A 19503-nucleotide genomic window follows, 5' to 3' on the forward strand; every position below is an offset into this window, starting at 1 on the left:
TACCGCACAACGAAAGTGCTCGGAGATTGCAATGAATCCACTATTTATGACCACAACATCCTACCCGGACTGCTGACGATGGCCCGTTCCACCAAGGAAGAAGCCCTCGAAACGCGTTCACGCATTCTCGATGCCGCAGAACAAGTTTTTTACGAGCGCGGCGTCTCGCACACCTCGCTGGCCGACGTCGCCAAGGCCGCGGACGTCACGCGCGGCGCAATCTACTGGCACTTCAAGAACAAGAGCGACCTGTTCGACGCCATGTGCGAGCGGGTGCGCCTGCCGATGGAAGCCATCATGGAAGCGAACGCCGACGAGCGCGTCACCGATCCGCTCGGCGAGTTCATCAAGGGCGGCGTGTACGTACTCAGGCAGGCCGCGACCGATCCACGTTGCCGCAAAGTCTTCGACATCATTTTCAACAAGTGCGAATTCGTCGACCACAACGATCCTATCCTGATGCGCCAGCGCGAATGCAAGATGCAAGGCATGCTGCGCATGGAGCAAATACTCGCCAACGCAATCTCTCGCGGACAGTTGCCGCCCAACCTGAATATCCGTCGCGCCTGCCTGATGGCGCATGCCATGTTCAGCGGCTTGCTGGCCGACTGGTTCTTTTCGCCAGACAGTTTCGATCTGGAGCTGGAGGCTGAAAGCGTGCTTACCGCCCCTGCATTCACGCCATCAAGACGGCGCCGACCCTGCTCAGCTGAGCCAGCACAACCAACCCGTCAGGGAGAGGGAGCGCCCAGCAGCAGGTTGATTTGCGCGAGGTCCTCTTCCTTCAGGCTGCCGGCGGCCGACTTCAGTTTCAATCCGTTCATCAGCGTGTCGTAACGCGCCCGGGCCAGATCGCGCCGGGTTGAAAACAGTTGTTGTTGCGCGTTCAGCACGTCGATGTTGATGCGCACGCCGACTTGATAGCCGAGGCGATTCGATTCCAGCGCCGACAGGCTCGAGACTTCCGCCGCTTCATACGCCTTCACCTGCGACAAACCGTTGCTCACGCCGAGATAGGCCTGGCGTGCATTGAGCACGGCGGTGCGGCGCGCATTTTCCAGATCCGAGCGGGCCTTGTCGGCCAGCGCGATCGATTCATCCACCTTGCTGCTGACGCTGAAGCCCGAGAACAGCGGGATATTCCATTGCACGCCAATCGAGTTGGCGTAGCCGCGGCCGTTGGTATAGGGCGTCAGCTGGCTGTTCTGGTTGGTGTAATTGCGGCCCGCCACGAGGTCGACCGTGGGCGTGTGGCCGGCGCGATTGCGCCTGATTTCGCTCTGGGCGATTTCCAGCGAGACCTGCTGCGCCACCACGCTGTAATTCTGCTGCTCGGCGCTGGCGATCCAGGGATCGATCATGGCCGGTTGCGGCAAGCTCAATTGCACGTTCGGACGCAGCGCCGACAGCGGCGTCGGCGGCTGGCCGATGATCTGCTGCAATTTGCTCAACGCCACTTCGAGGTCGTTCTGCGCGGCGATTTCCTGGGCGCCGGCCAGGTCGTAGCGCGCCTGCGCTTCATTGGTGTCGGTGATGGTGGCGGTGCCGACTTCGAAGTTGCGTTTGGCCGAGGCCAGCTGCTCCGAAATGGCGATTCTTTGCGCGCGCAGGAAGCCCAGCGCATCCTGCGCCGCCAGCACGTCGAAATAAGCTTGTCCGACGCGCAGGATCAGGTCTTGCTGGGCCTGGGCGAATTGCGCTTCGCTCACGGCCACCGACAATTTTCCTTGCTGGTAGGTTTCCCAATTGGCCCAGCGCAGCAGTGGTTGCGTCAGCTGCAGCGTGTAGGTGTTGGACGAATTCTGCATGGTGTCGCCGGAGCGTGTGTAGCTGCCGCCCACGCCAACGGTCGGCAGGATGGCGGCGCGGCCCTGCGTGATCTTTTCTTCGCCGGCGCGCAGCGCGTAGCGCGCGCTCTGGTAGATGGGATCGTTTCCCAGCGCCTGCTGATAGACCTGCACCAGATCGGCGGCGGCGGCATGGGCTGAAGCGCCCAGCAGGGCGGCTGTCAGCAGCGGGACGAGTAAGACTGGACGCATACGTTGAATTCTCTGGAGAAGATATGAAACTCCCTGATTACGCTAGCTTGCGCGGCTGTCCGGGGACGAGCGAAACGGCCGTCTTGTCGCGGCCTGGCATTGCTGAATCGGGGATGGATCAGTACGTCGGCATTGCCGTGTCCACCTGCTTGGCCCAGGCGTGGATGCCTCCGGTCAGGTTGGTCACCTTGGTGAAACCCTGGCGCTCCAGGAACGCGGCAACCTGCATGCTGCGGGCGCCGTGGTGGCAGATGCACACCACGGGCTGTTCTTCGTCCAGTTCGGAAAAACGGCCGGGAATCGTGTTCATCGGCATCAGCTGGGCAGCCTCGATGCGACAGGTATCGAATTCCCATGGCTCGCGCACATCAAGCAACAGGGGTGTCGGGCGGTCCGGGTCGGCGATCCAGGCGGCCAGTTCCGGTGCGGTGATGTGCTCCATGCAAATTTCCTAGAAAGTGAAGTGAGAATGCTCGCTGGCCGCATGCAGAGGTTTGGCCATCAGTTCAAAAACGTTGACGGTGTCGTAGACCTGGTCGGACGTGCGGGTGATGACCTGGAGCGACATGACCGGCGCTTCGCCGATGATCGCCAGAATACGGCCGCCGACCTTGATTTGCTTGAGGAAGGCGTCCGGCAGGAAAGGCAGCGCGCCGGAAATGACGATCACGTCGTATTCGCCTTGCCAGCCTTGCGCGCCGTTGCCGAGCTCGACGCTGACATTGACCACGCCGTAGCCGGACAGGTTTTGTTCAGCCAGGGCCTTGAGCTGGGGATCGATCTCGACGGTGGTCACGTGACGCGCCTTGGATGCCAGCAGCGCCGCCATGTAGCCCGAGCCGGCGCCGATTTCCAGCACTTGCTCATGCTTCTTGACGTTGGCTTCCTGCAGGATGCGCGCCTCGACCTTCGGCGCCAGCATGTTTTCGCCGCCCGGCAGCGGGATCTCGGTATCGAAGAACGCCAGGCTGCGATGCGCGGCCGGGACGAATTCCTCGCGCCGGACCACGGTCAGGAGGTCCAGCACATCTTGCGCCAGCACATTCCAAGGGCGGATTTGCTGTTCGATCATGTTGAAGCGGGCTTGTTCGATATTCATGGCAGTGGGCTCAATAGCGACGTAAAAGCAGCATTTTATCAAACCCCGACGCTGCGAGACAGCGCCAGGCTGTTGCTTTCGGGGCCGGAGTGGGGAATTCAGAGAATTTATCGCTTGCCGATTCCGCCGCCATGCTTGCAAAACGGAAATAGTCAGGACGCATGCTCGTCCTCCGCTTTGTCTCCTACTATTGCAGCGCCGAACCATTTGCGCTTGACCCAGGCGCCGAGATCGTCGAGATAGGTGTACGCCACCGGCACCACCACCAGCGTCAGCAGCGAGGAGGTGATGATGCCGCCGATCACCGCCTGGCCCATCGGTGCGCGCTGTTCCGAGCCCTCGGCGATACCGAAGGCCAGCGGCACCATGCCGAACACCATCGCCAGCGTGGTCATCAGGATCGGGCGCAGACGCACGTGGGCTGCTTCCAGCAGCGCCGCGCCGCGCTCCATGCCTTCCTTGCGCGCCTGGTTGGCGAAGTCCACCAGCAGGATCGCGTTCTTGGTCACCAGCCCCATCAGCATGATGAACCCGATGATGGAAAACATGTTCAGCGTCGAGCGGAAGAACATCAGCGCCAGGAACACGCCGATCAGCGTCAGCGGCAGCGACGACATGATCGCCACCGGTTGCAGGAAGCTGGCGAATTGCGAGGCCAGGATCATGTAGATGAACACGATCGCCAACGCCAATGCACCCAGCGCGTAACCGAAGGATTCGTTCATGCTCTTGGTCGAGCCGCCGATCTGGTAGCGATAGCCGGGCGGCCAGTTGATCTTGTCCAGCATGACCTTGATGTCGGCGTTGACCTGGCCGGCGGAGCGGCCGGCGGCGTTGGCCGACAGTTCCACCTCGCGGTTGAGGTCGCGCCGGTTGATCTGGTTGGCGCCGACGGTGTTGCGGATGTCGGCGACCTGGCGCAGCGGCACCATGCGCGGCGTGCCGTCGGTATTGTTGAAGCTGCTGGCCAGCATCATGCGCGACAGGTCGTCGACCGTATTGCGATCGGTTGGCGCCAGGCGCACGTTGACGTCGTAGTTCTCATCGTCGGGTGCGCGCCAGCTGCTGGCGGCCTCACCGGCCAGCAAGGGGCGCAGCGCGTTGCCGATCTGCGCCACGCCGACGCCGAGGTCGGAGCCGATGTCGCGCTTCGGTTCGATCGAGATGGTCGGCTTTTGCGGCTTCAGGCTGGAGTCGAGATCGGCCACGCCGGGGATCGCGCGCAACCTGGTCTGGACTTCTTCCGACAGGCGCCCGAGTTGATCGAGGTCCGGTCCCAGCAAGCTGAAGCGCACCTGCTTGTTGTCGCCGCCGACGCCGTCGAGCGTGCCGATGTGGGTGACCGTGATGCCGGCCACGCGTGTCAGGCGTTCGCGCAATTGCGGCGCCAGTTGCGCCGTGCTCAGCTGGCGTTCCTTGCGCGGCTTGAGGCGGATGAACACGGTCGCGTAATTCTTGCCCTGCGAATTGCCGGTATTGACGGTGCTGTAGGTATCGACCACTTCAGGAAACTGGCGCAGCACGGTTTCGACCTGGTGCACCTTGGACTCGGTCAGTTCCAGCGACGAGCCGACCGGCGTATAGAAAGTCACGCCGCTTTCGGAATAATCGGCCTGCGGCACGAACTCGGAACCGATCAGTCCCGCCGCCGGCAACGCCAGGCCCGCAATGAAACTCAGCAGCGCCAGCACCAGCGTCAGGATGCGATGGCGCAGCGACCACTTGAGCAGTTTCTGGTAACTCGCCGAGAGCCATTGCACCAGGCGTTCGAACTGATCGAGCACGCGGCCGATGGACTTGGCGTACCAGCCGTCCTTGCGCTTTTCGCCATGGACATCGGGGTCGGGCCAGATCGATGACAGCATCGGATCCAGCGTGAACGAGACGAACATCGAGATCAGCACCGCCGCCGTCACCGTAATGCCGAACTGGTGGAAGAAGCGGCCGATGATGCCGCCCATGAAGCCCACCGGCAGGAACACCGCGACGATCGAGAAGGTCGTCGCCAGCACCGCCAGGCCGATTTCCGCCGTGCCCTCCAGCGCCGCCATCTTGTGCGTCTTGAACTTGCCGTGCACCTTCATGCCGGCGTGGCGCACGATGTTTTCGCGCACCACGATGGCATCGTCGATCAGCAGGCCGACGCACAGCGACAGCGCCATCAGCGTGATCATGTTGATGGTGAAGCCGAACATGTACATGAACAGGAAAGTGCCGATCAGCGCCACCGGCAAGGTCAGTCCGGTGATCACCGTCGAGCGCCAGGAATTGAGGAACAGGAACACGATCAGCACCGTCAGCGCCGCCCCTTCGAGCAGCGTGCGGCGCACGTTCTCGACGCCGGTGCGGATCTGGCGCGAACTGTCCTTGATGACTTGCAGGCGCACGCCGGGATACAGTTTCTGCAGGTTCGGCTCCATGTCCTTGATGGCCTGCTTGAGGCCGTCGGCGACATCGATGGTGTTCTGGCCCTGCGCCTTCAGGATGTCCAGCGCGAGCGTGCGCTGGCCATTGTAGAGCGCCAGGGTTTCCTGTTCTTCCTGGCCGTCGACCACGGTGGCGATCTGTTCCAGCGTGACCGGCTGGCTGCCGCGCCGCGCCACGATGATGCGCTTGAAGTCTTCCGGATTCTTGACGCGGCCCTGCACCTGCACCACCTTCTCGGCGTCGGCCATGCGGATCGCGCCGGTCGGCAATTCCTGGTTCTCGTTCTTGACGGCGGTGATGACCTGGTCGACGCCGATGCCGAGCGCTTCCATCTCGTTGGGTTTGACGTAGATGTTGATCTGGCGCTTGACGCCGCCCACCAGCGTCACCGAGCCGACGCCGCGCACGTTTTCCAGTCGTTTCTTGATGACCTGGTCGGAAATCGTGGTCAGCTCGCGCAGGGTGCGCGGACGCGTGTTCGGCGCCGCCGGATCGTTGGTGACCGAGATCGAGAAGATCGGCTGGTCGGCCGGATCGAAGCGCGTGATGCGCGGCTGGTCGACTTCCTTGCGGAAGGCCGCCTGCACCAGCGCGACTTTTTCGCGCACGTCCTGCGCGCCTTGGGCCGGATCGACGGTGAGGTCGAACTCGACGATGACCACCGACAGGCCTTCATACGAATGCGAAGTCAGGCTGTTGATGCCGTTGATGGTGTTGACCGTCTCTTCGATCTTGCGCGTGACGTCGGATTCGACGTTCTCGGGCGAGGCGCCCGGATAGGTGGTCTGCACCACCACCACCGGGAAGGTGATGTCGGGAAACTGGTCGACGCGCAGGCGTTGATAAGAGAACAGGCCGAGCACCACGAACGCCATCATCATCATGGTGGCGAGCACGGGGTTGCCGATGCTGATGCGGGTGAACCACATGCGCTATTCCTTCGCCGCCGGCAGGATCTTGACCGGCGTGCCCGCGTTCAGGTTGCCCAGGTTGGCCTTGACGATGCGCGCACCGTCTTGCAGGCCGCTGCTGATTTCCACCGCGTTGCCTTTGCTGTCGACGCCGCGCAGGCCGGTGACAACGTCGCGCCGCGCCAGCTTGCCGTTCTCGATGGTGTACACATAGGCCTTGCCGCCTTCGTTCTGGATTGCGGTGGCCGGCAAGGTCAGCACGGCGTCGCGCTTGTCCAGGGTCAGGCTGGCGTCGGCGAACATGCCGGCGCGCAAGAGATTGTCGGGGTTGTCGATGCGCACATAGACCATGATCGAGCGCGAGCCCGATTGCGTGGCCGGATTGATGCGAACCACCTTGCCGGCGACGGCGTCAGGCAGGCCTTCCACGCGCACCAGCACTTCCTGGCCGAGCTTCACCTTGAGGATGTCGGCGGTGGGCACCGGCGCTTCCAGTTCCATCTGGCGCAGGTCGACCACGTCGAGCAGTTTGTTGTCGACCGACACCTTCTCGCCGGGCTCGATGGTGCGGGTGCTGACCAGGCCGGCCATGGGCGCCCTGATGACGGTGTCGTTGAGCGCCTTTTGCGCCACGTCGAGCGCGCCGCGCGCGGTGTCGACGTTGGCCTTGGCGATGTCGAACTGGCTGGCGGCGTTGTCGAAGGCATTGCGCGAAATGAAGCCCTTGTCCAGCAGCGCCAGGTTGTTGTCGCGCGTCTTGGTGGCGATGTCGAGCTGGCCGCGCGAAGCCACCAGCGAGCCCCTGGCCTGCTCGACCTTGGCCTGGTATTCGCTGGTGTCCATGCGGATCAGGACCTGGCCGAGGGAGACTGCTTCACCGGCGCGCACCAATACTTCCCTGACCTCGCCGCCGACCTTGGCCTTGACCGCGACCTGGTTGAGCGCACGCAAGGCGCCCGACAGCGGCAGCACCTGGCGCAGCGGTTCGACGTGGGCAACGACGATGTCGCCCGGCAGGAATTCCAGCACCTGCGCCGGTTTTTCGACCATGGCAACCGGCGCGGCAGGGCGCTTGCGCAGCGCCATGAAGGCGATCAATACGACTACTACCAGCAATACGATCAGGACCGAGCGGCGTTTGAAAAAGGAAAGAGTCATCAGGATTTGGTCAGCAAGCCGTTCAGGCAAAGGTCGATGAAGTTGTCGAGATAAGCGCCGGGCTCTACCGGCTCGATGGCGCACGGGCCGAACGACTGGCTCCACAGCATCAGCATCAGCACCGGTGCGACGATGACGCGCTTCATGTGCTCGGCGTCGATGGCGCGGAATTCACCGCGCCGGATGCCGCGCTCGAGCATGCGCACGATGGTGGCGTCGCAACGCGTGATGACTTCGGCGTGGTAGAACTGCGCGAGTTCAGGGAAGTTGCCGGATTCTGCCATCATCAGTTTGGAAATACCGTTTAATTTTGTATCCGCCACCGAAGCCCACCAGCCCAGGATGAGGTCGCGCAGCAAATCGGCGCTGTGGCCTTCGTAACGGTCGACCATGCCTTCGGCTTCTTCCAGCAGCGGCAGCATGTTGGTGCGCACGACCGACTTGAACAGGTTTTCCTTGCTGTCGAAGTAGAGGTAGAGCGTGCCTTTGGAGACGCCGGCGCGCGCGGCGACATCTTCCAGCCGCGCAGCCGCGAAGCCGCGCTCGACGAAGATATCCAGCGCTGCCGCCAGCAATTCCTGCGGGCGCGCTTCCTTGCGCCGCTCCCAGCGCGGTCCGCGTGCGGAGGCCTTTGAAGCGGCTTGGGTGACTTTCGGAGCGGAAGGGGATTTCGAAGGCTGAGCCATGGCGAAGCGGCGGCGCCGCCAGTAAGTTACCGGTGAGTCAGCAATGTAAGTGGCTACACTCATGTCGTCAAGAAGTCCGCCCGGGCAGATTGCGTAAAGCAGGGTAAAGCCGGGCCGGCCCTTGCGGCAGCGGTTTGCGACGAAGCGCCGGATTCGGGGAATAAAGCGGTGAATGCGGCGGTGTCCTTGCAAACGGAACAGACAAAAGGCTTTTACAATGGGAAAATCAAAACGGACGAATTTGTCAATCTGGCAACGTATTGGAAGCTTACAGGCAGCCCGGCAGCAGCATCGGCAGCAGTCCCGGCAATCCGTAGGAGAGCGGCAATGGACAGCATCAACAACCAGTTTTTCATCAACAACACTGCGTCGCCGACGTCGGCGAAGGCGTACGCCAAAAACGACGACATCGGCTTTGCCCAGATGATGGCCACGCGCGGCAGCGTCGACGGACTCAGCGGCGCCGCCAAGGCCGACGTCAGCCCGGCGCTGACGATGGCGCTGGGCGGCCTGATCGGCCGTTACGGCATCAACGTGCCGCCGAAACTGCGCATCCTGCCGACCAAGAAGAAATACGTGCTGGAAGAAGGCGACGAGCGCAGCGGCAAGTTCGACATGCTGATCACCGACAATCCCGGCGTCAGCGAATTGCTGACCCAGGCGCACACCAAGGCGCTGACCGATCGCGAAGCGGCGATGGAGTCGGCCATCGATACCTTCATGCGCGGCAAGGGCGGCTACGACATGCACGGCTTCCTGACCGAATTCAAGGAAAACGAAAAGCCGCGCGCCGTCAGCGTCGTCTATGACGGCCTCGGCAGCTACGTCGAGGAGCAGGACGCGCGCGGCGCCTGGCGCCTGGTCAAGGGCGAGTCGGATTTCATGGATGATCTGATGAAGGCATACACGCGCTATAACCTGACCAACGCGGCAGTTGAATACAACAAGGGCAAGAGCCTGCCGACGCTCAACCGCGAGCAGGTTTCACAGGGCGGTTGAACGCTGCGCGCTGCACGCATCAAACAAGAAAGCCAGGCTGCGACGCCTGGCTTTTTTGTTTCTCAGCAGTGGTTTGACATCCGCCAATAAAAACGCCGCTGGCAAGGCGCGCCGACGCAGACAGTACGAAGGTACGGCCAGGAGAAGCAACGCCGCCAGCGGTGTTTTTATTGGCGGATCTCAAGTGCCGAAGCTGCTGCTGCCCATCAGCTTTGATAGTCGCGCCGAGATTTCATGCACGATGATTTGCACTTCATCGAGGCTGGGATTGACCTTCTTGTCGATACGCTCGATGTAGGGCACGTTGAGCGCCGCCAACATGCGGTCGTTGGCGCCCAGCACCGGATACGAGAGGTTCACCACGCCGCGGATCTGCCGGCTTTCCATGCGCGAATAGCCGCGCTCCTGGGTTTCGGCGATCTGGCGCAGCAGCTGGGCGTGGTCGATTTCCTGCTCGCCGTCCATGCGCACGTGCGCCGCCAGCATGCGGCCGCGCTCGGCTTCGTCGCGGAACGACAGCAGCACGTGGCCCGACGCGGTGTCCGTCAGGCTGACCAGCGCGCCGACCTTGAGACCGAAGGCCCAGCGTTCCGGACTGTCGACCTGCGCCACCACGATCACGCGGCCGGCTTCATAGACGGTCAGATGGGTCGATTGCATGGTGCGGTTGGCCAGTTCGCGCATATGCGGCAACGCGGTGCTCACCAGCGACCGGATCGGCTGGTTGTTGTGCGCCAGCTCGAACAGCTTCAGCGACAGGCGGTACTGGTCGTTGTCGGCGATCAGGTAGCCGCGTTGTTCCAACGTCACCACCATGCGGAAAATTTCATTGACGCTGCGTCCCAGTTGCCTGGAGATCTGGTTCAGCGTCAGCATCTGCTCGGATTTGCTGAGCAGTTCCAGGATGTCGAGTCCCTTGTCCAGGGCCGGTGCGGCATAGCGCACCTTGCCGGCATCGGCGGCGCTGTCGATGGCGGAAACCTCGGCGACGGCTTCCAAGTCTGCGTCAGGGACGATTTTCTTGGTTCTTGGCATGGGCAGGCTGGGTTCTGAAAGGGATTGCAGGGATTGCGGATGTTTGTCGTTTTGCGCAAATCCGTCTTGTTGCGCATTTTATCCCTGAAACCGGCATTCATGCGGCTTCGCCGGTTTCAGGAGTTTGCCGTCCTAGGCTCTCCGCTTAAAAGGAGTGGCTGATGCCTGCATAAGCGCCATTCTGGTTCTGGCCCGGCAACGGATTGTTGTTGCTGGCCTCGACCGAGAAGTTGGCGGTGCTGCTGTTGCGGACCGTGCCCGCACCCACGTACAGCAGGGTGCGCTTGGACAGCGAGTAGTTGGCGCCGGCCATGAACAGGTTGGCGTTGCCGCCGCCGTTGTTGACGTTGACGCGGAACACCGAACCGATCAGCGTCAACGCAGGCGTGACCTGGTAGTTCGCCCCCAGCCAGTAATGATTGACCTTGTCCGGCGAACCCGGGGCAACATCCGGTGCGCGCAGGTTTTCATAGCCAAGGAACAGCTTGAGCTTGTCGATGGTGTAGGTGCCGCCCAGGATCAGTTCCTTCGATGTATCGAAAACGGTATTGCGTGTGCCGTCCGAATTGAGTCCGGTGCCGTATTTGCCGTTGCTGTCGCGGATCAGGTCGTAGATCGCGCGCAACTCAAGTCCCTGGTTTTGATAAACCAGCGAGACGCCATCCTTGCGTTTGTTCTTGATCGAGCCGGCCTGCTCGCCGAGCGCGGTCTGGAACGTGGCGTTGAAGCCGCCCCAGGTCGGCGTCTGGTATTCGATCACGTTGTCCGCGCCTTGCCAGTTGCGGCCGCGCACCAGCGTGGCGGTGCCGATGAATTGCTGGCCGGTCGGATCGAGGAACCAGATGTCGTTGTCGATGAACAGGTTCTTGCCGAACTTCAGCGAGCCGGCGCTGCCGGACAGGCCGACGTAGGAGCGGCGATTGAACAGCGCCGTGCCGTTGGTCGCGCCCTTGGTGGCGTCGAAGCCGGACTCCAGCAGGAAGAAGGCATTCAGTCCCGACCCCAGGTCTTCCGTACCCTTGAAGCCGATCATGCTGGTGCCCCACTGATTGCCGGAGGCGCGCCACAGGCTGCCGCTGCTGCCGCCGGTGAGCGCGACGTTGGATTGATAGTCCACGCCGGCATCGACGCGGCCGTAGACCGTGACCGCCGATTGCGCCTGCACCGCGCCGGCCAGGCTGAGCAGTGCACCAGCGACGGCTGCCAGTTTGAATGAGGATGCGCCGCGCTGCGAGCGGTTGCCGCGGTTGCCGCGGTTGCCACTAATGGCGGCGATGGATGTGATTGTCTGCATGAGGATCTCCGTATGTGTCTTCATTTATGGTTGTTGGTGACTGCGTGTTCGTGTTTCGTCCGTGCCGCATGTACAGCTTGCCGGGCACGGCCCCCGGCGTTGCTGCAGGGGAAATCTCAGGGTTTGTCTGGTCTCCTTTCCTTGTTTTATTTTTATTTGTAAAATTTAATTTTAATAAAATATCAAAGAAATATTGCCGCAAAGACATCTTCTTTTTGATATCTCTCCACTACTTATTGGTTATCACTCGATCAGGCGTGATTCCGTTGTGGGCTGCGGCGAAGCGATAGTAGCAAAGTAAACTCAAATATAAAATAGAATTTTATTGATGAATTTAAGGCTGCGTGCAATAATCGCCACACTTCATGGCCATTCCTGCCGCCTGTGGGTTTCAGGCGGCGCCATGCACAACAACGACGGCAACGCAAAAAAGCGTTGCGGAGACAGGAGCAGGACAGCGTGACGAGCGAGCGTGCCAAGCCGGCGCGCATCGACCGGCTTCATGGGCTTCACTGACATTTGTTCTTAACACCCTTTTTCTACTGAGACGATGACCACCATCACTTCCATGCGCGTACTGGACGTACGTTTCCCGACTTCGAAGACGCTCGACGGCTCCGACGCCATGAATCCGGATCCGGACTACTCCGCCGCCTACGTGATCCTGGAAACCGACCAGTCCGGCCTCGAAGGCCACGGCCTGACCTTCACCATCGGTCGCGGCAACGAGATTTGCTGCGCTGCCATCAAGGCGATGGAGCATCTGGTGGTCGGCCTCGACCTGGCCTGGGTCAGTGAAGACATGGGACGGTTCTGGCGCACCATCACCTCCGACAGCCAGCTGCGCTGGATCGGCCCGGACAAGGGCGCGATCCATCTCGCCACCGGCGCCGTCGTCAATGCGGTCTGGGACCTGTGGGCCAAGGCGGAAGGCAAGCCGCTGTGGAAGCTGGTGGCCGGCATGTCGCCGGAAGAGCTGGTGCGCAGCATCGACTTCCGCTACATCACCGACTGCATCACGCCCGACGAAGCGCTGGCGCTGCTGCGCGCACAGGCGCCCGGCAAGGCCGAACGCATCCGCCTGCTGGAGCAGAACGGTTATCCCTGCTACACCACCTCGGCCGGCTGGCTGGGCTACGACGACGCCAAGCTGCGCCGCCTGTGCAAGGAAGCCATCGATGGCGGTTTCAACCACATCAAACTCAAGGTTGGCCGCGATCTCGCCGACGACAAGCGCCGCGTCACCATTGCGCGTGAAGTCATCGGGCCGGATCGTCACCTGATGATCGACGCCAACCAGGTCTGGGAAGTCGACCAGGCGATCGAATGGGTGAATGAGCTGGCCTTCGCCAAGCCATGGTTCATCGAAGAGCCGACCAGCCCGGACGACGTCGAAGGCCACCGCAAGATCCGCGAAGGCATCGGCGCCGTCAAGGTCGCCACCGGCGAGATGTGCCAGAACCGCGTGCTGTTCAAGCAGTTCATCATGCGCGGCGCCATCGACGTGGTGCAGATCGACTCCTGCCGACTCGGCGGCGTCAACGAAATCCTCGCGGTGCTGCTGATGGCGGCCAAATACAAGTTGCCGGTCTGTCCGCACGCCGGCGGCGTCGGCCTGTGCGAATACGTGCAACATCTGTCGATGATCGACTATGTCTGCATTTCCGGCACCCTCGAAGGACGCGTGACCGAATACGTCGATCATTTGCACGAGCACTTTATCGACGCCTGCGTGGTCAAAGGGGCTGCCTACATGCCGCCGACCGCACCGGGATTCTCGATTACGATGAAGCCGGAATCGCTGGAGCAATATCGCTTCCGCGGCTGATCAAAAAAACAAGACAACAATAGCGATTGAAACAATCGCAACACGGAGACAAACGTGGATTTACATCTCAAAGACAAAGTCGTGATCGTCACCGGCGGCGCGTCGGGCATCGGCGGCGCCATCTCGCTGCAGCTGGCCGCTGAAGGCGCGATTCCCGTGGTGTTCGGCAAGAGCCAGCCCCATGACGCTTTCCGGGAGCAGTTGCTGAAACTGCAACCGCAGGCGCGCTTCTTCCTGCTCGACCTGACCGATGAAGGGAAGTGCGAGCAAGCGATTGCCGAGACCGTGCGGGCATTCGGCCGCCTCGACGGCCTCGTCAACAACGCCGGCGTCAACGACAGCGTCGGCCTCGACGCCGGCCGTGCCGCCTTCATGCAATCGCTGGAAAAAAACCTCATTCATTATTACGTCATGGCGCACTATTGCGTACCACACCTCAAGGCCACGCGCGGCGCCGTCGTCAACGTCTCGTCCAAGACCGCCGTCACCGGCCAGGGCAACACCAGCGGCTATTGCGCATCGAAGGGCGCGCAACTGTCGCTGACACGCGAATGGGCGGCCGCACTGGCCAATGACGGCGTGCGCGTCAATGCGCTGATCCCGGCCGAAGTCATGACGCCGCTGTACGAGAAATGGATTTCCGGTTTCGACAATCCGCAAGAGAAGATCGCTTCGATTGCCAGCAAGATTCCGTTCGGCAAGCGCTTCACGACCTCGGAAGAAATGGCCGACACTGCCGTCTTCCTGCTGTCGGATCGCGCCGCCCACACCACCGGGCAATGGGTGTTCGTCGACGGCGGCTATACCCACCTCGACCGCGCGTTGAGCTGAGGGGCGAGCCATGCGTTACTGCCTCGCACTCGACCTGAAAGACGACGCGGCGCTGATCGCGCGCTACGAAGAACATCATCGCCGCATCTGGCCGGAGATCGCCGCGCATCTGCGCGCACACGGCGTGACCGGCATGGAAATCTACCGGCTCGGTACGCGCATGACGATGATCATGGACACTGACGACGCCGTGTATGACGCGGCGGCAATGGCGCAGGCAATGGAAAGCGATCCCAAAGTACAGGAATGGGAAACGCTGATGTGGCAATTCCAGGCGCCGACGCCGTGGACGCCGCAAGGAGAGAAATGGGTGCCGATGGCGAAGATCTTCGACCTGAAGGCGCAGTGAGGGCAACAGCAGTAGTGAAACAAACAACACGGCCGATCAATACAACAAGGCTGGTTTGCATCAACGAGGCAGGCATGCAATCAGAAAATACAGAGACCGCAAACGAATCGGGTTACCTGATCTCGCTGCGTAACGTTACCAAACGCTTCCCCGGCGTGCTGGCGCTGGACAATTGTCAGCTCGACCTGCTGCCGGGCGAAGTGCATGCGCTCATGGGCGAAAACGGCGCCGGAAAATCGACGCTGATGAAGATCCTGTCGGGCGTCTATCAGAAGGACGAAGGCAGCATCTTCGTCGACGGCAAGGAAGTCGATATCGACGGTCCGCGGGCGGCGCAGGAACTCGGCATCGGCATCATCCATCAGGAACTCAACCTGATGAATCACCTCAGCGCCGCGCAAAATATCTTCATCGGCCGCGAGCCGCGCGGACGTTTCGGCATGTTCCTCGACGAAGAGACCCTCAATCGCCAGACCGCCGGGATCTTCGCGCGCATGCGTCTGAAGCTCGATCCGCGCATCCAGGTCGGCGAACTGACCGTGGCCAAGCAGCAGATGGTGGAAATCGCCAAGGCGCTGTCCTTCAATTCGCGCGTCCTGATCATGGACGAGCCGACCGCCGCGCTCAACAACGCCGAGATCGACGAGCTGTTCCGCATCATCCGCGACCTGCAAACGCAGGGCGTCGGCATCGTCTACATCTCGCACAAGATGGATGAGTTGCGCCGCATTTCCAATCGCGTCACCGTCATGCGCGACGGCAAATACATCGCCACCGTGCCGACCGAAGAAACCCCGATCGACACCATCATCAGCATGATGGTCGGCCGCCAGCTCGACGGCGCACGACCGGTCACCGCCAATGCCGGCGACAACAAGATCGTCCTGGAGGTCAAGGGATTGACGCGCGGTCATGCCATCCGCGACGTCAGCTTCCAGTTGCGCAAGGGTGAAATCCTCGGCTTCGCCGGCCTGATGGGCGCCGGCCGCACCGAAGTCGCACGCGCCATCTTCGGCGCCGATCCGCTCGATGCCGGCGAGATCTTCATCCACGGCGGCAAGGCCGTGATCAAGTCGCCGTCCGACGCCGTCGCCCACGGCATCGGCTATCTCTCGGAAGATCGCAAGCACTTCGGCCTGGCCACCGGCCTCGACGTCAAGGCCAACGTGGTCATGTCGAGCATGAATCGCTTCCTGAAGAAGGGTTTGTTCCTCGACCAGGCCGCGATCCGCAGCACCGCGCAAAGCTACGTGCGCCAGCTTTCCATCAAGACGCCGTCGATCGACCAGCCGGCGCGCCTGCTGTCCGGCGGCAACCAGCAAAAGATCGTGATCGCCAAGTGGCTGCTGCGCGACTGCGACATCCTGTTCTTCGACGAGCCCACGCGCGGCATCGACATCGGCGCCAAGAGCGAAATCTACAAGCTGCTCAACACGCTGGCGGAGCAAGGCAAGGCGATCGTGATGATTTCGTCCGAGCTGCCGGAAGTTCTGCGCATGAGCCATCGCGTGCTGGTCATGTGCGAAGGGCGCATCACCGGCGAACTCAGCGCGGCCGAAGCCTCGCAGGAAAAAATCATGCAACTGGCCACGCAGCGTCCCTCCGCTGTGGCCACCGCTGCCACCACCACACATTGAAGAAGACGACCATGGCAAATACTCCCAACCCACTGTCGCAAGCAAACCTGACCATGACACCTGCAACCGATTCAGAAGCCGGCGCCGGCAGCCTGCGCGCGCGCCTGTTCCACCCGTCGACACGGCAAAAACTGCTGGCCTTCGCCAGCCTGCTGGCGCTGATCGTGTTCTTCAGCATCGCCAACGACAACTTCCTGCAGATCGACAATCTGGTCAGCATCCTGCAGTCCACCGCCGTCAACGGCGTGCTGGCGATCGCCTGCACCTTCGTCATCATCACCGCCGGCATCGATCTGTCGGTCGGCACCATGATGACGTTCTGCTCCGTGATGGCCGGCGTGTTCCTGACCTACTGGGGTTTGCCGATCTACTTCGGCATCTTTGCGGCGATCTTCTTCGGCGCGCTGTGCGGCTGGACGTCGGGCATGCTGATCGCCAAGCTCAAGGTGCCGCCGTTCATCGCCACGCTGGGCATGATGATGTTGCTCAAGGGCCTGTCGCTGGTGATCTCCGGCACCAAGCCGATCTACTTCAACGATACGCCGTCGTTTCCGCAGATTTCGCAAGAATCGCTGATCGGCGACCTGATCCCGGCGCTGCCGATTCCCAACGCCGTGCTGATCCTGTTCCTGGTGGCGATCGCCGCCGGCGTCATCCTGAACAAGACCGTGTTCGGCCGCTACACCTTCGCGCTGGGCAGCAATGAAGAAGCGCTGCGCCTGTCCGGCGTCAAGGTGGATTTCTGGAAGGTCACCGTCTACACCGTCAGCGGCGCCATCTGCGGCATCGCCGGCCTACTGATCGCCTCCCGCCTGAATTCGGCGCAACCGGCGCTGGGGCAGGGCTACGAGCTCGACGCCATCGCCGCCGTGGTGATCGGCGGCACTTCGCTGTCGGGCGGCACCGGCACCATCCTCGGCACCATCATCGGCGCCTTCATCATGAGCGTGCTGATCAACGGCCTGCGCATCATGTCGGTGGCGCAGGAATGGCAAACCGTAGTCACCGGCGTGATCATCATCCTGGCGGTCTATATGGATATCCTGCGCCGCCGCCGCCAATAACCTGCCCACGATCTTACTGCGAGGACGTGATCCGCGAATTGGAGACCCTTGGGCGGTGCTCGGAATCCTCATGTGCTCCAGCACATTCCGGTTCCTCCGCTCCGTCCGCCACCGGCTGACGGCCTCTCGCTACAGATCGTGAACAGGTTGGAGTTTTAGCTGGACCCCGCTGTTTTTACATTCATCAAGGAGACTTAAAAATGATAAAGAGAAGAGCCCTCAACATCGCCCTCGGCCTCAGTTTTGCATTCGGCTCAAGCGGCATTGCGCAAGCGCAGGAAATCTATATTCCGCTGGTCTCGAAAGGCTTCCAGCATCAATTCTGGCAAGCGGTGAAGGCCGGCGCCAACCAGGCCGCGACCGACTACAAGGTCAAGGTGACTTTCGAGGGGCCGGAAACCGAAGCCATGGTCGACAAGCAGATCGACATGCTGTCCGCCGCACTGGCCAAGAAGCCGCAGGCAATCGGTTTTGCCGCGCTCGACAGCAAGGCTGCGCTGCCGCTGCTGAAGAAGGCGCAAGCCGCGAAGATTCCGGTGATCGCATTTGACTCCGGCGTCGACAGCGACATCCCGGTCACGACCACGACTACGGACAACAAGGCCGCCGCTGCACTGGCCGCCGACAAGATGGCCGAACTGATCGGCAAGGAAGGCGAAGTCGCCGTGGTCGCGCATGACCAGACCAGCCGCACCGGCATCGACCGTCGCGACGGCTTCGTCGATCGCATGAAATCGGCCTATCCGAAGATCAAGATCGTCAGCATCCAGTACGGCGCCGGCGACCAGCTGAAGTCGACCGAAGTCACCAAGTCCATCCTGCAGGCTTATCCGAAACTCAAGGGCGCCTTCGGCACCAATGAAGGTTCGGCGATCGGCGTGCTCAATGGCGCCAGGGAAATGAAGCGCAAGGTCGTCATTATCGGCTTCGACTCCGGCAAGCAGCAGAAGGATGCCATCCGCGACGGCCAGATGGCCGGCGCGATCACGCAAAACCCGGTCGGCATCGGTTACAAGACCGTCGAAGCTGCAGTCAAGGCGCTCAAGGGCGAGAAGCTGCCGAAGATCATCGACACCGGTTTCTACTGGTACGACAAGAGCAACATCGCCGATCCGAAGATCGCGGCAGTGCTGTACGACTGATCGTCTGATCATTTGACCTGAGGATCCGATGCCGGCGGCATTCGCACACTGCGGATACGCCGGCATTCTCATTTGATATTTTCCATTTTTCTCTGATCAGGCCATGACCATGCGCATCGATGCACATCAACATTTCTGGCGCTATCGCGCCGAAGATTACCCATGGATAGGCGCCGGCATGGACGTGCTGGCGCAGGACAAGCTGCCGGCCGATCTGCTGCCGCTGTTGCGCGCACATCAGCTGGATGCGTCGATTGCCGTGCAGGCGCGTTCGGGCCGCGACGAGACGCGCTTTCTGCTCGGGCTGGCGCAGGAGCATGATTTCATCGCCGGCGTGGTCGGCTGGGAAAACCTCGCCGTGCCCGACCTCGGCGAGCGCCTCGATGAATGGCATGGCGGCGACAAGCTGCTGGGTTTCCGCCATCAGGTGCAAGATGAAGCCGATGCGGGCGCCTTCCTGGAACACGCCGATTTCAATCGCGGCGTGGCGTTGCTGCAGGAGCGTCACTACGTCTACGACGTGCTGGTGTTCGAAAGCCAGTTGGCCGACACGCAGGCATTCTGCGCACGCCATGACAAGCACTGGCTGGTGCTGGATCATCTCGGCAAGCCGGCGCTGCGCGAGTTTGGCAAAAACGGCGGCAACAGCGACGACGCCTTGTGGCGCTGGGAAAAGGAATTGCTGGCGCTGGGCGCATTGCCGCACGTGGTATGCAAGCTGTCGGGACTGGTAACCGAAGCCGACTGGCAGAACGGCCTGCAGCCGGCCGACTACCAGCACATCCGCATCTGCCTCGATACCGCGCTGGAAGCCTTCGGTCCGCAGCGCTTGATGTTCGGTTCGGACTGGCCGGTGTGTTTGCTGGCTGACTCTTACGACAAGGTAGCGGATCTGATTGCCGACTGGGCGACGAGCAACCTGAACAAAGACGAGCAGGACGCTTTGTGGGGTGGAACAGCGGCGCGTTGTTACGGCATCAAAGTCCGATAGCCCGGACGGTTAT

At 61.7% G+C, this 19503-nt stretch carries 17 protein-coding genes, 1 other RNA gene and 1 pseudogene; 10 read left to right on the plus strand and 9 right to left on the minus strand.

Features of this window, described 5'->3' with window-relative positions; translation table 11 throughout:
- The first annotated feature begins 78 nt into the window (after positions 1-78).
- Positions 79-713, plus strand: a pseudogene (locus tag DXT88_RS01930) (TetR family transcriptional regulator).
- Positions 714-731: 18 nt separating this feature from the next.
- Here DXT88_RS01930 and DXT88_RS01935 read toward each other — a convergent pair.
- From DXT88_RS01935 to DXT88_RS01965, 7 genes are all read right to left on the minus strand, one after another.
- Entirely contained in the window at positions 732-2039 is a 1308-nt protein-coding gene (locus DXT88_RS01935) for a TolC family outer membrane protein (protein ID WP_265211337.1), read from the minus strand.
- 118 nt (positions 2040-2157) lie between these two features.
- A complete protein-coding gene (locus DXT88_RS01940) occupies positions 2158-2481 on the minus strand; it encodes a rhodanese-like domain-containing protein (protein WP_016834399.1) in 324 nt (107 codons plus the stop codon).
- Between the two features lie 9 nt (positions 2482-2490).
- On the minus strand, positions 2491-3138 hold the full coding sequence (locus DXT88_RS01945) for a protein-L-isoaspartate O-methyltransferase family protein (protein WP_016834400.1): 648 nt from the start codon (positions 3136-3138) through the stop codon (positions 2491-2493).
- Positions 3139-3148: 10 nt separating this feature from the next.
- Positions 3149-3301 carry a hypothetical protein gene (locus DXT88_RS01950; RefSeq protein WP_265211339.1) on the minus strand — a complete coding sequence of 51 codons (153 nt, stop codon included), beginning with the start codon at positions 3299-3301 and terminating at the stop codon, positions 3149-3151.
- A complete protein-coding gene (locus DXT88_RS01955; protein WP_265211341.1) occupies positions 3291-6494 on the minus strand; it encodes an efflux RND transporter permease subunit in 3204 nt (1067 codons plus the stop codon). Before DXT88_RS01955 ends, DXT88_RS01950 begins: the two co-directional genes overlap by 11 nt.
- Positions 6495-6497: 3 nt before the next feature.
- A complete protein-coding gene (locus DXT88_RS01960) occupies positions 6498-7634 on the minus strand; it encodes an efflux RND transporter periplasmic adaptor subunit (protein ID WP_265211343.1) in 1137 nt (378 codons plus the stop codon).
- Complete coding sequence (locus tag DXT88_RS01965) at positions 7634-8320, minus strand: TetR/AcrR family transcriptional regulator (protein WP_265211345.1); 687 nt, start codon at positions 8318-8320, stop codon at positions 7634-7636. The genes DXT88_RS01960 and DXT88_RS01965 overlap by 1 nt, the downstream gene beginning before the upstream one ends.
- 327 nt (positions 8321-8647) lie before the next feature.
- Between DXT88_RS01965 and DXT88_RS01970 the strand changes: the two genes are divergently transcribed.
- On the plus strand, positions 8648-9319 hold the full coding sequence (locus DXT88_RS01970; protein ID WP_265211347.1) for a hypothetical protein: 672 nt from the start codon (positions 8648-8650) through the stop codon (positions 9317-9319).
- 180 nt (positions 9320-9499) lie between these two features.
- Here the strand turns inward: DXT88_RS01970 and DXT88_RS01975 are convergent, their stop codons facing one another.
- Together DXT88_RS01975 and DXT88_RS01980 are read right to left on the minus strand one after the other, a co-directional pair.
- The gene (locus tag DXT88_RS01975; RefSeq protein ID WP_265211349.1) at positions 9500-10354 is read right to left on the minus strand and encodes an IclR family transcriptional regulator; all 855 of its coding nucleotides are present in this window, start codon (positions 10352-10354) and stop codon (positions 9500-9502) included.
- 145 nt (positions 10355-10499) lie between these two features.
- A complete protein-coding gene (locus tag DXT88_RS01980) occupies positions 10500-11648 on the minus strand; it encodes a porin (protein WP_265211351.1) in 1149 nt (382 codons plus the stop codon).
- Positions 11649-12198: 550 nt separating this feature from the next.
- Between DXT88_RS01980 and DXT88_RS01985 the strand changes: the two genes are divergently transcribed.
- The 8 genes from DXT88_RS01985 to DXT88_RS02020 all read left to right on the plus strand — a co-directional run bounded on the left by DXT88_RS01985 (position 12199) and on the right by DXT88_RS02020 (position 19490).
- On the plus strand, positions 12199-13476 hold the full coding sequence (locus tag DXT88_RS01985; RefSeq protein WP_016834408.1) for an L-fuconate dehydratase: 1278 nt from the start codon (positions 12199-12201) through the stop codon (positions 13474-13476).
- 54 nt (positions 13477-13530) lie between these two features.
- The gene (locus tag DXT88_RS01990; protein ID WP_265211353.1) at positions 13531-14307 is read left to right on the plus strand and encodes an SDR family oxidoreductase; all 777 of its coding nucleotides are present in this window, start codon (positions 13531-13533) and stop codon (positions 14305-14307) included.
- A gap of 10 nt (positions 14308-14317) precedes the next feature.
- Positions 14318-14656: an L-rhamnose mutarotase gene (locus tag DXT88_RS01995; protein ID WP_265211355.1), complete on the plus strand. Its 339-nt coding sequence runs from the start codon at positions 14318-14320 to the stop codon at positions 14654-14656.
- Positions 14657-14730: 74 nt separating this feature from the next.
- Positions 14731-16293: a sugar ABC transporter ATP-binding protein gene (locus tag DXT88_RS02000; RefSeq protein ID WP_265211357.1), complete on the plus strand. Its 1563-nt coding sequence runs from the start codon at positions 14731-14733 to the stop codon at positions 16291-16293.
- 11 nt (positions 16294-16304) lie between these two features.
- Positions 16305-17357: an ABC transporter permease gene (locus DXT88_RS02005; protein WP_265211359.1), complete on the plus strand. Its 1053-nt coding sequence runs from the start codon at positions 16305-16307 to the stop codon at positions 17355-17357.
- A gap of 70 nt (positions 17358-17427) precedes the next feature.
- Positions 17428-17502: non-coding RNA, sX9 sRNA (locus tag DXT88_RS02010), on the plus strand.
- Between the two features lie 55 nt (positions 17503-17557).
- Complete coding sequence (locus tag DXT88_RS02015) at positions 17558-18499, plus strand: ABC transporter substrate-binding protein (protein ID WP_265211361.1); 942 nt, start codon at positions 17558-17560, stop codon at positions 18497-18499.
- Between the two features lie 103 nt (positions 18500-18602).
- A complete protein-coding gene (locus DXT88_RS02020; RefSeq protein ID WP_265211363.1) occupies positions 18603-19490 on the plus strand; it encodes an L-fucono-1,5-lactonase in 888 nt (295 codons plus the stop codon).
- Positions 19491-19503 lie beyond the last annotated feature (13 nt).

Origin of the sequence: Herbaspirillum lusitanum (genome assembly GCF_026127345.1) — a bacterium.
GTDB classification, from domain to species: domain Bacteria; phylum Pseudomonadota; class Gammaproteobacteria; order Burkholderiales; family Burkholderiaceae_D; genus Herbaspirillum; species Herbaspirillum lusitanum.

Coding starts and splice junctions, on each gene's coding strand:
- DXT88_RS01935 (WP_265211337.1), bottom strand. CDS start 2,039: ATGCGTCCAGTCTTACTCGTCCCGCTGCTGACAGCCGCCCTGCTGGGC.
- DXT88_RS01940 (WP_016834399.1), bottom strand. CDS start 2,481: ATGGAGCACATCACCGCACCGGAACTGGCCGCCTGGATCGCCGACCCG.
- DXT88_RS01945 (WP_016834400.1), bottom strand. CDS start 3,138: ATGAATATCGAACAAGCCCGCTTCAACATGATCGAACAGCAAATCCGC.
- DXT88_RS01950 (WP_265211339.1), bottom strand. CDS start 3,301: ATGCGTCCTGACTATTTCCGTTTTGCAAGCATGGCGGCGGAATCGGCA.
- DXT88_RS01955 (WP_265211341.1), bottom strand. CDS start 6,494: ATGTGGTTCACCCGCATCAGCATCGGCAACCCCGTGCTCGCCACCATG.
- DXT88_RS01960 (WP_265211343.1), bottom strand. CDS start 7,634: ATGACTCTTTCCTTTTTCAAACGCCGCTCGGTCCTGATCGTATTGCTG.
- DXT88_RS01965 (WP_265211345.1), bottom strand. CDS start 8,320: ATGGCTCAGCCTTCGAAATCCCCTTCCGCTCCGAAAGTCACCCAAGCC.
- DXT88_RS01970 (WP_265211347.1), top strand. CDS start 8,648: ATGGACAGCATCAACAACCAGTTTTTCATCAACAACACTGCGTCGCCG.
- DXT88_RS01975 (WP_265211349.1), bottom strand. CDS start 10,354: ATGCCAAGAACCAAGAAAATCGTCCCTGACGCAGACTTGGAAGCCGTC.
- DXT88_RS01980 (WP_265211351.1), bottom strand. CDS start 11,648: ATGCAGACAATCACATCCATCGCCGCCATTAGTGGCAACCGCGGCAAC.
- DXT88_RS01985 (WP_016834408.1), top strand. CDS start 12,199: ATGACCACCATCACTTCCATGCGCGTACTGGACGTACGTTTCCCGACT.
- DXT88_RS01995 (WP_265211355.1), top strand. CDS start 14,318: ATGCGTTACTGCCTCGCACTCGACCTGAAAGACGACGCGGCGCTGATC.
- DXT88_RS02000 (WP_265211357.1), top strand. CDS start 14,731: ATGCAATCAGAAAATACAGAGACCGCAAACGAATCGGGTTACCTGATC.
- DXT88_RS02005 (WP_265211359.1), top strand. CDS start 16,305: ATGGCAAATACTCCCAACCCACTGTCGCAAGCAAACCTGACCATGACA.
- DXT88_RS02015 (WP_265211361.1), top strand. CDS start 17,558: ATGATAAAGAGAAGAGCCCTCAACATCGCCCTCGGCCTCAGTTTTGCA.
- DXT88_RS02020 (WP_265211363.1), top strand. CDS start 18,603: ATGACCATGCGCATCGATGCACATCAACATTTCTGGCGCTATCGCGCC.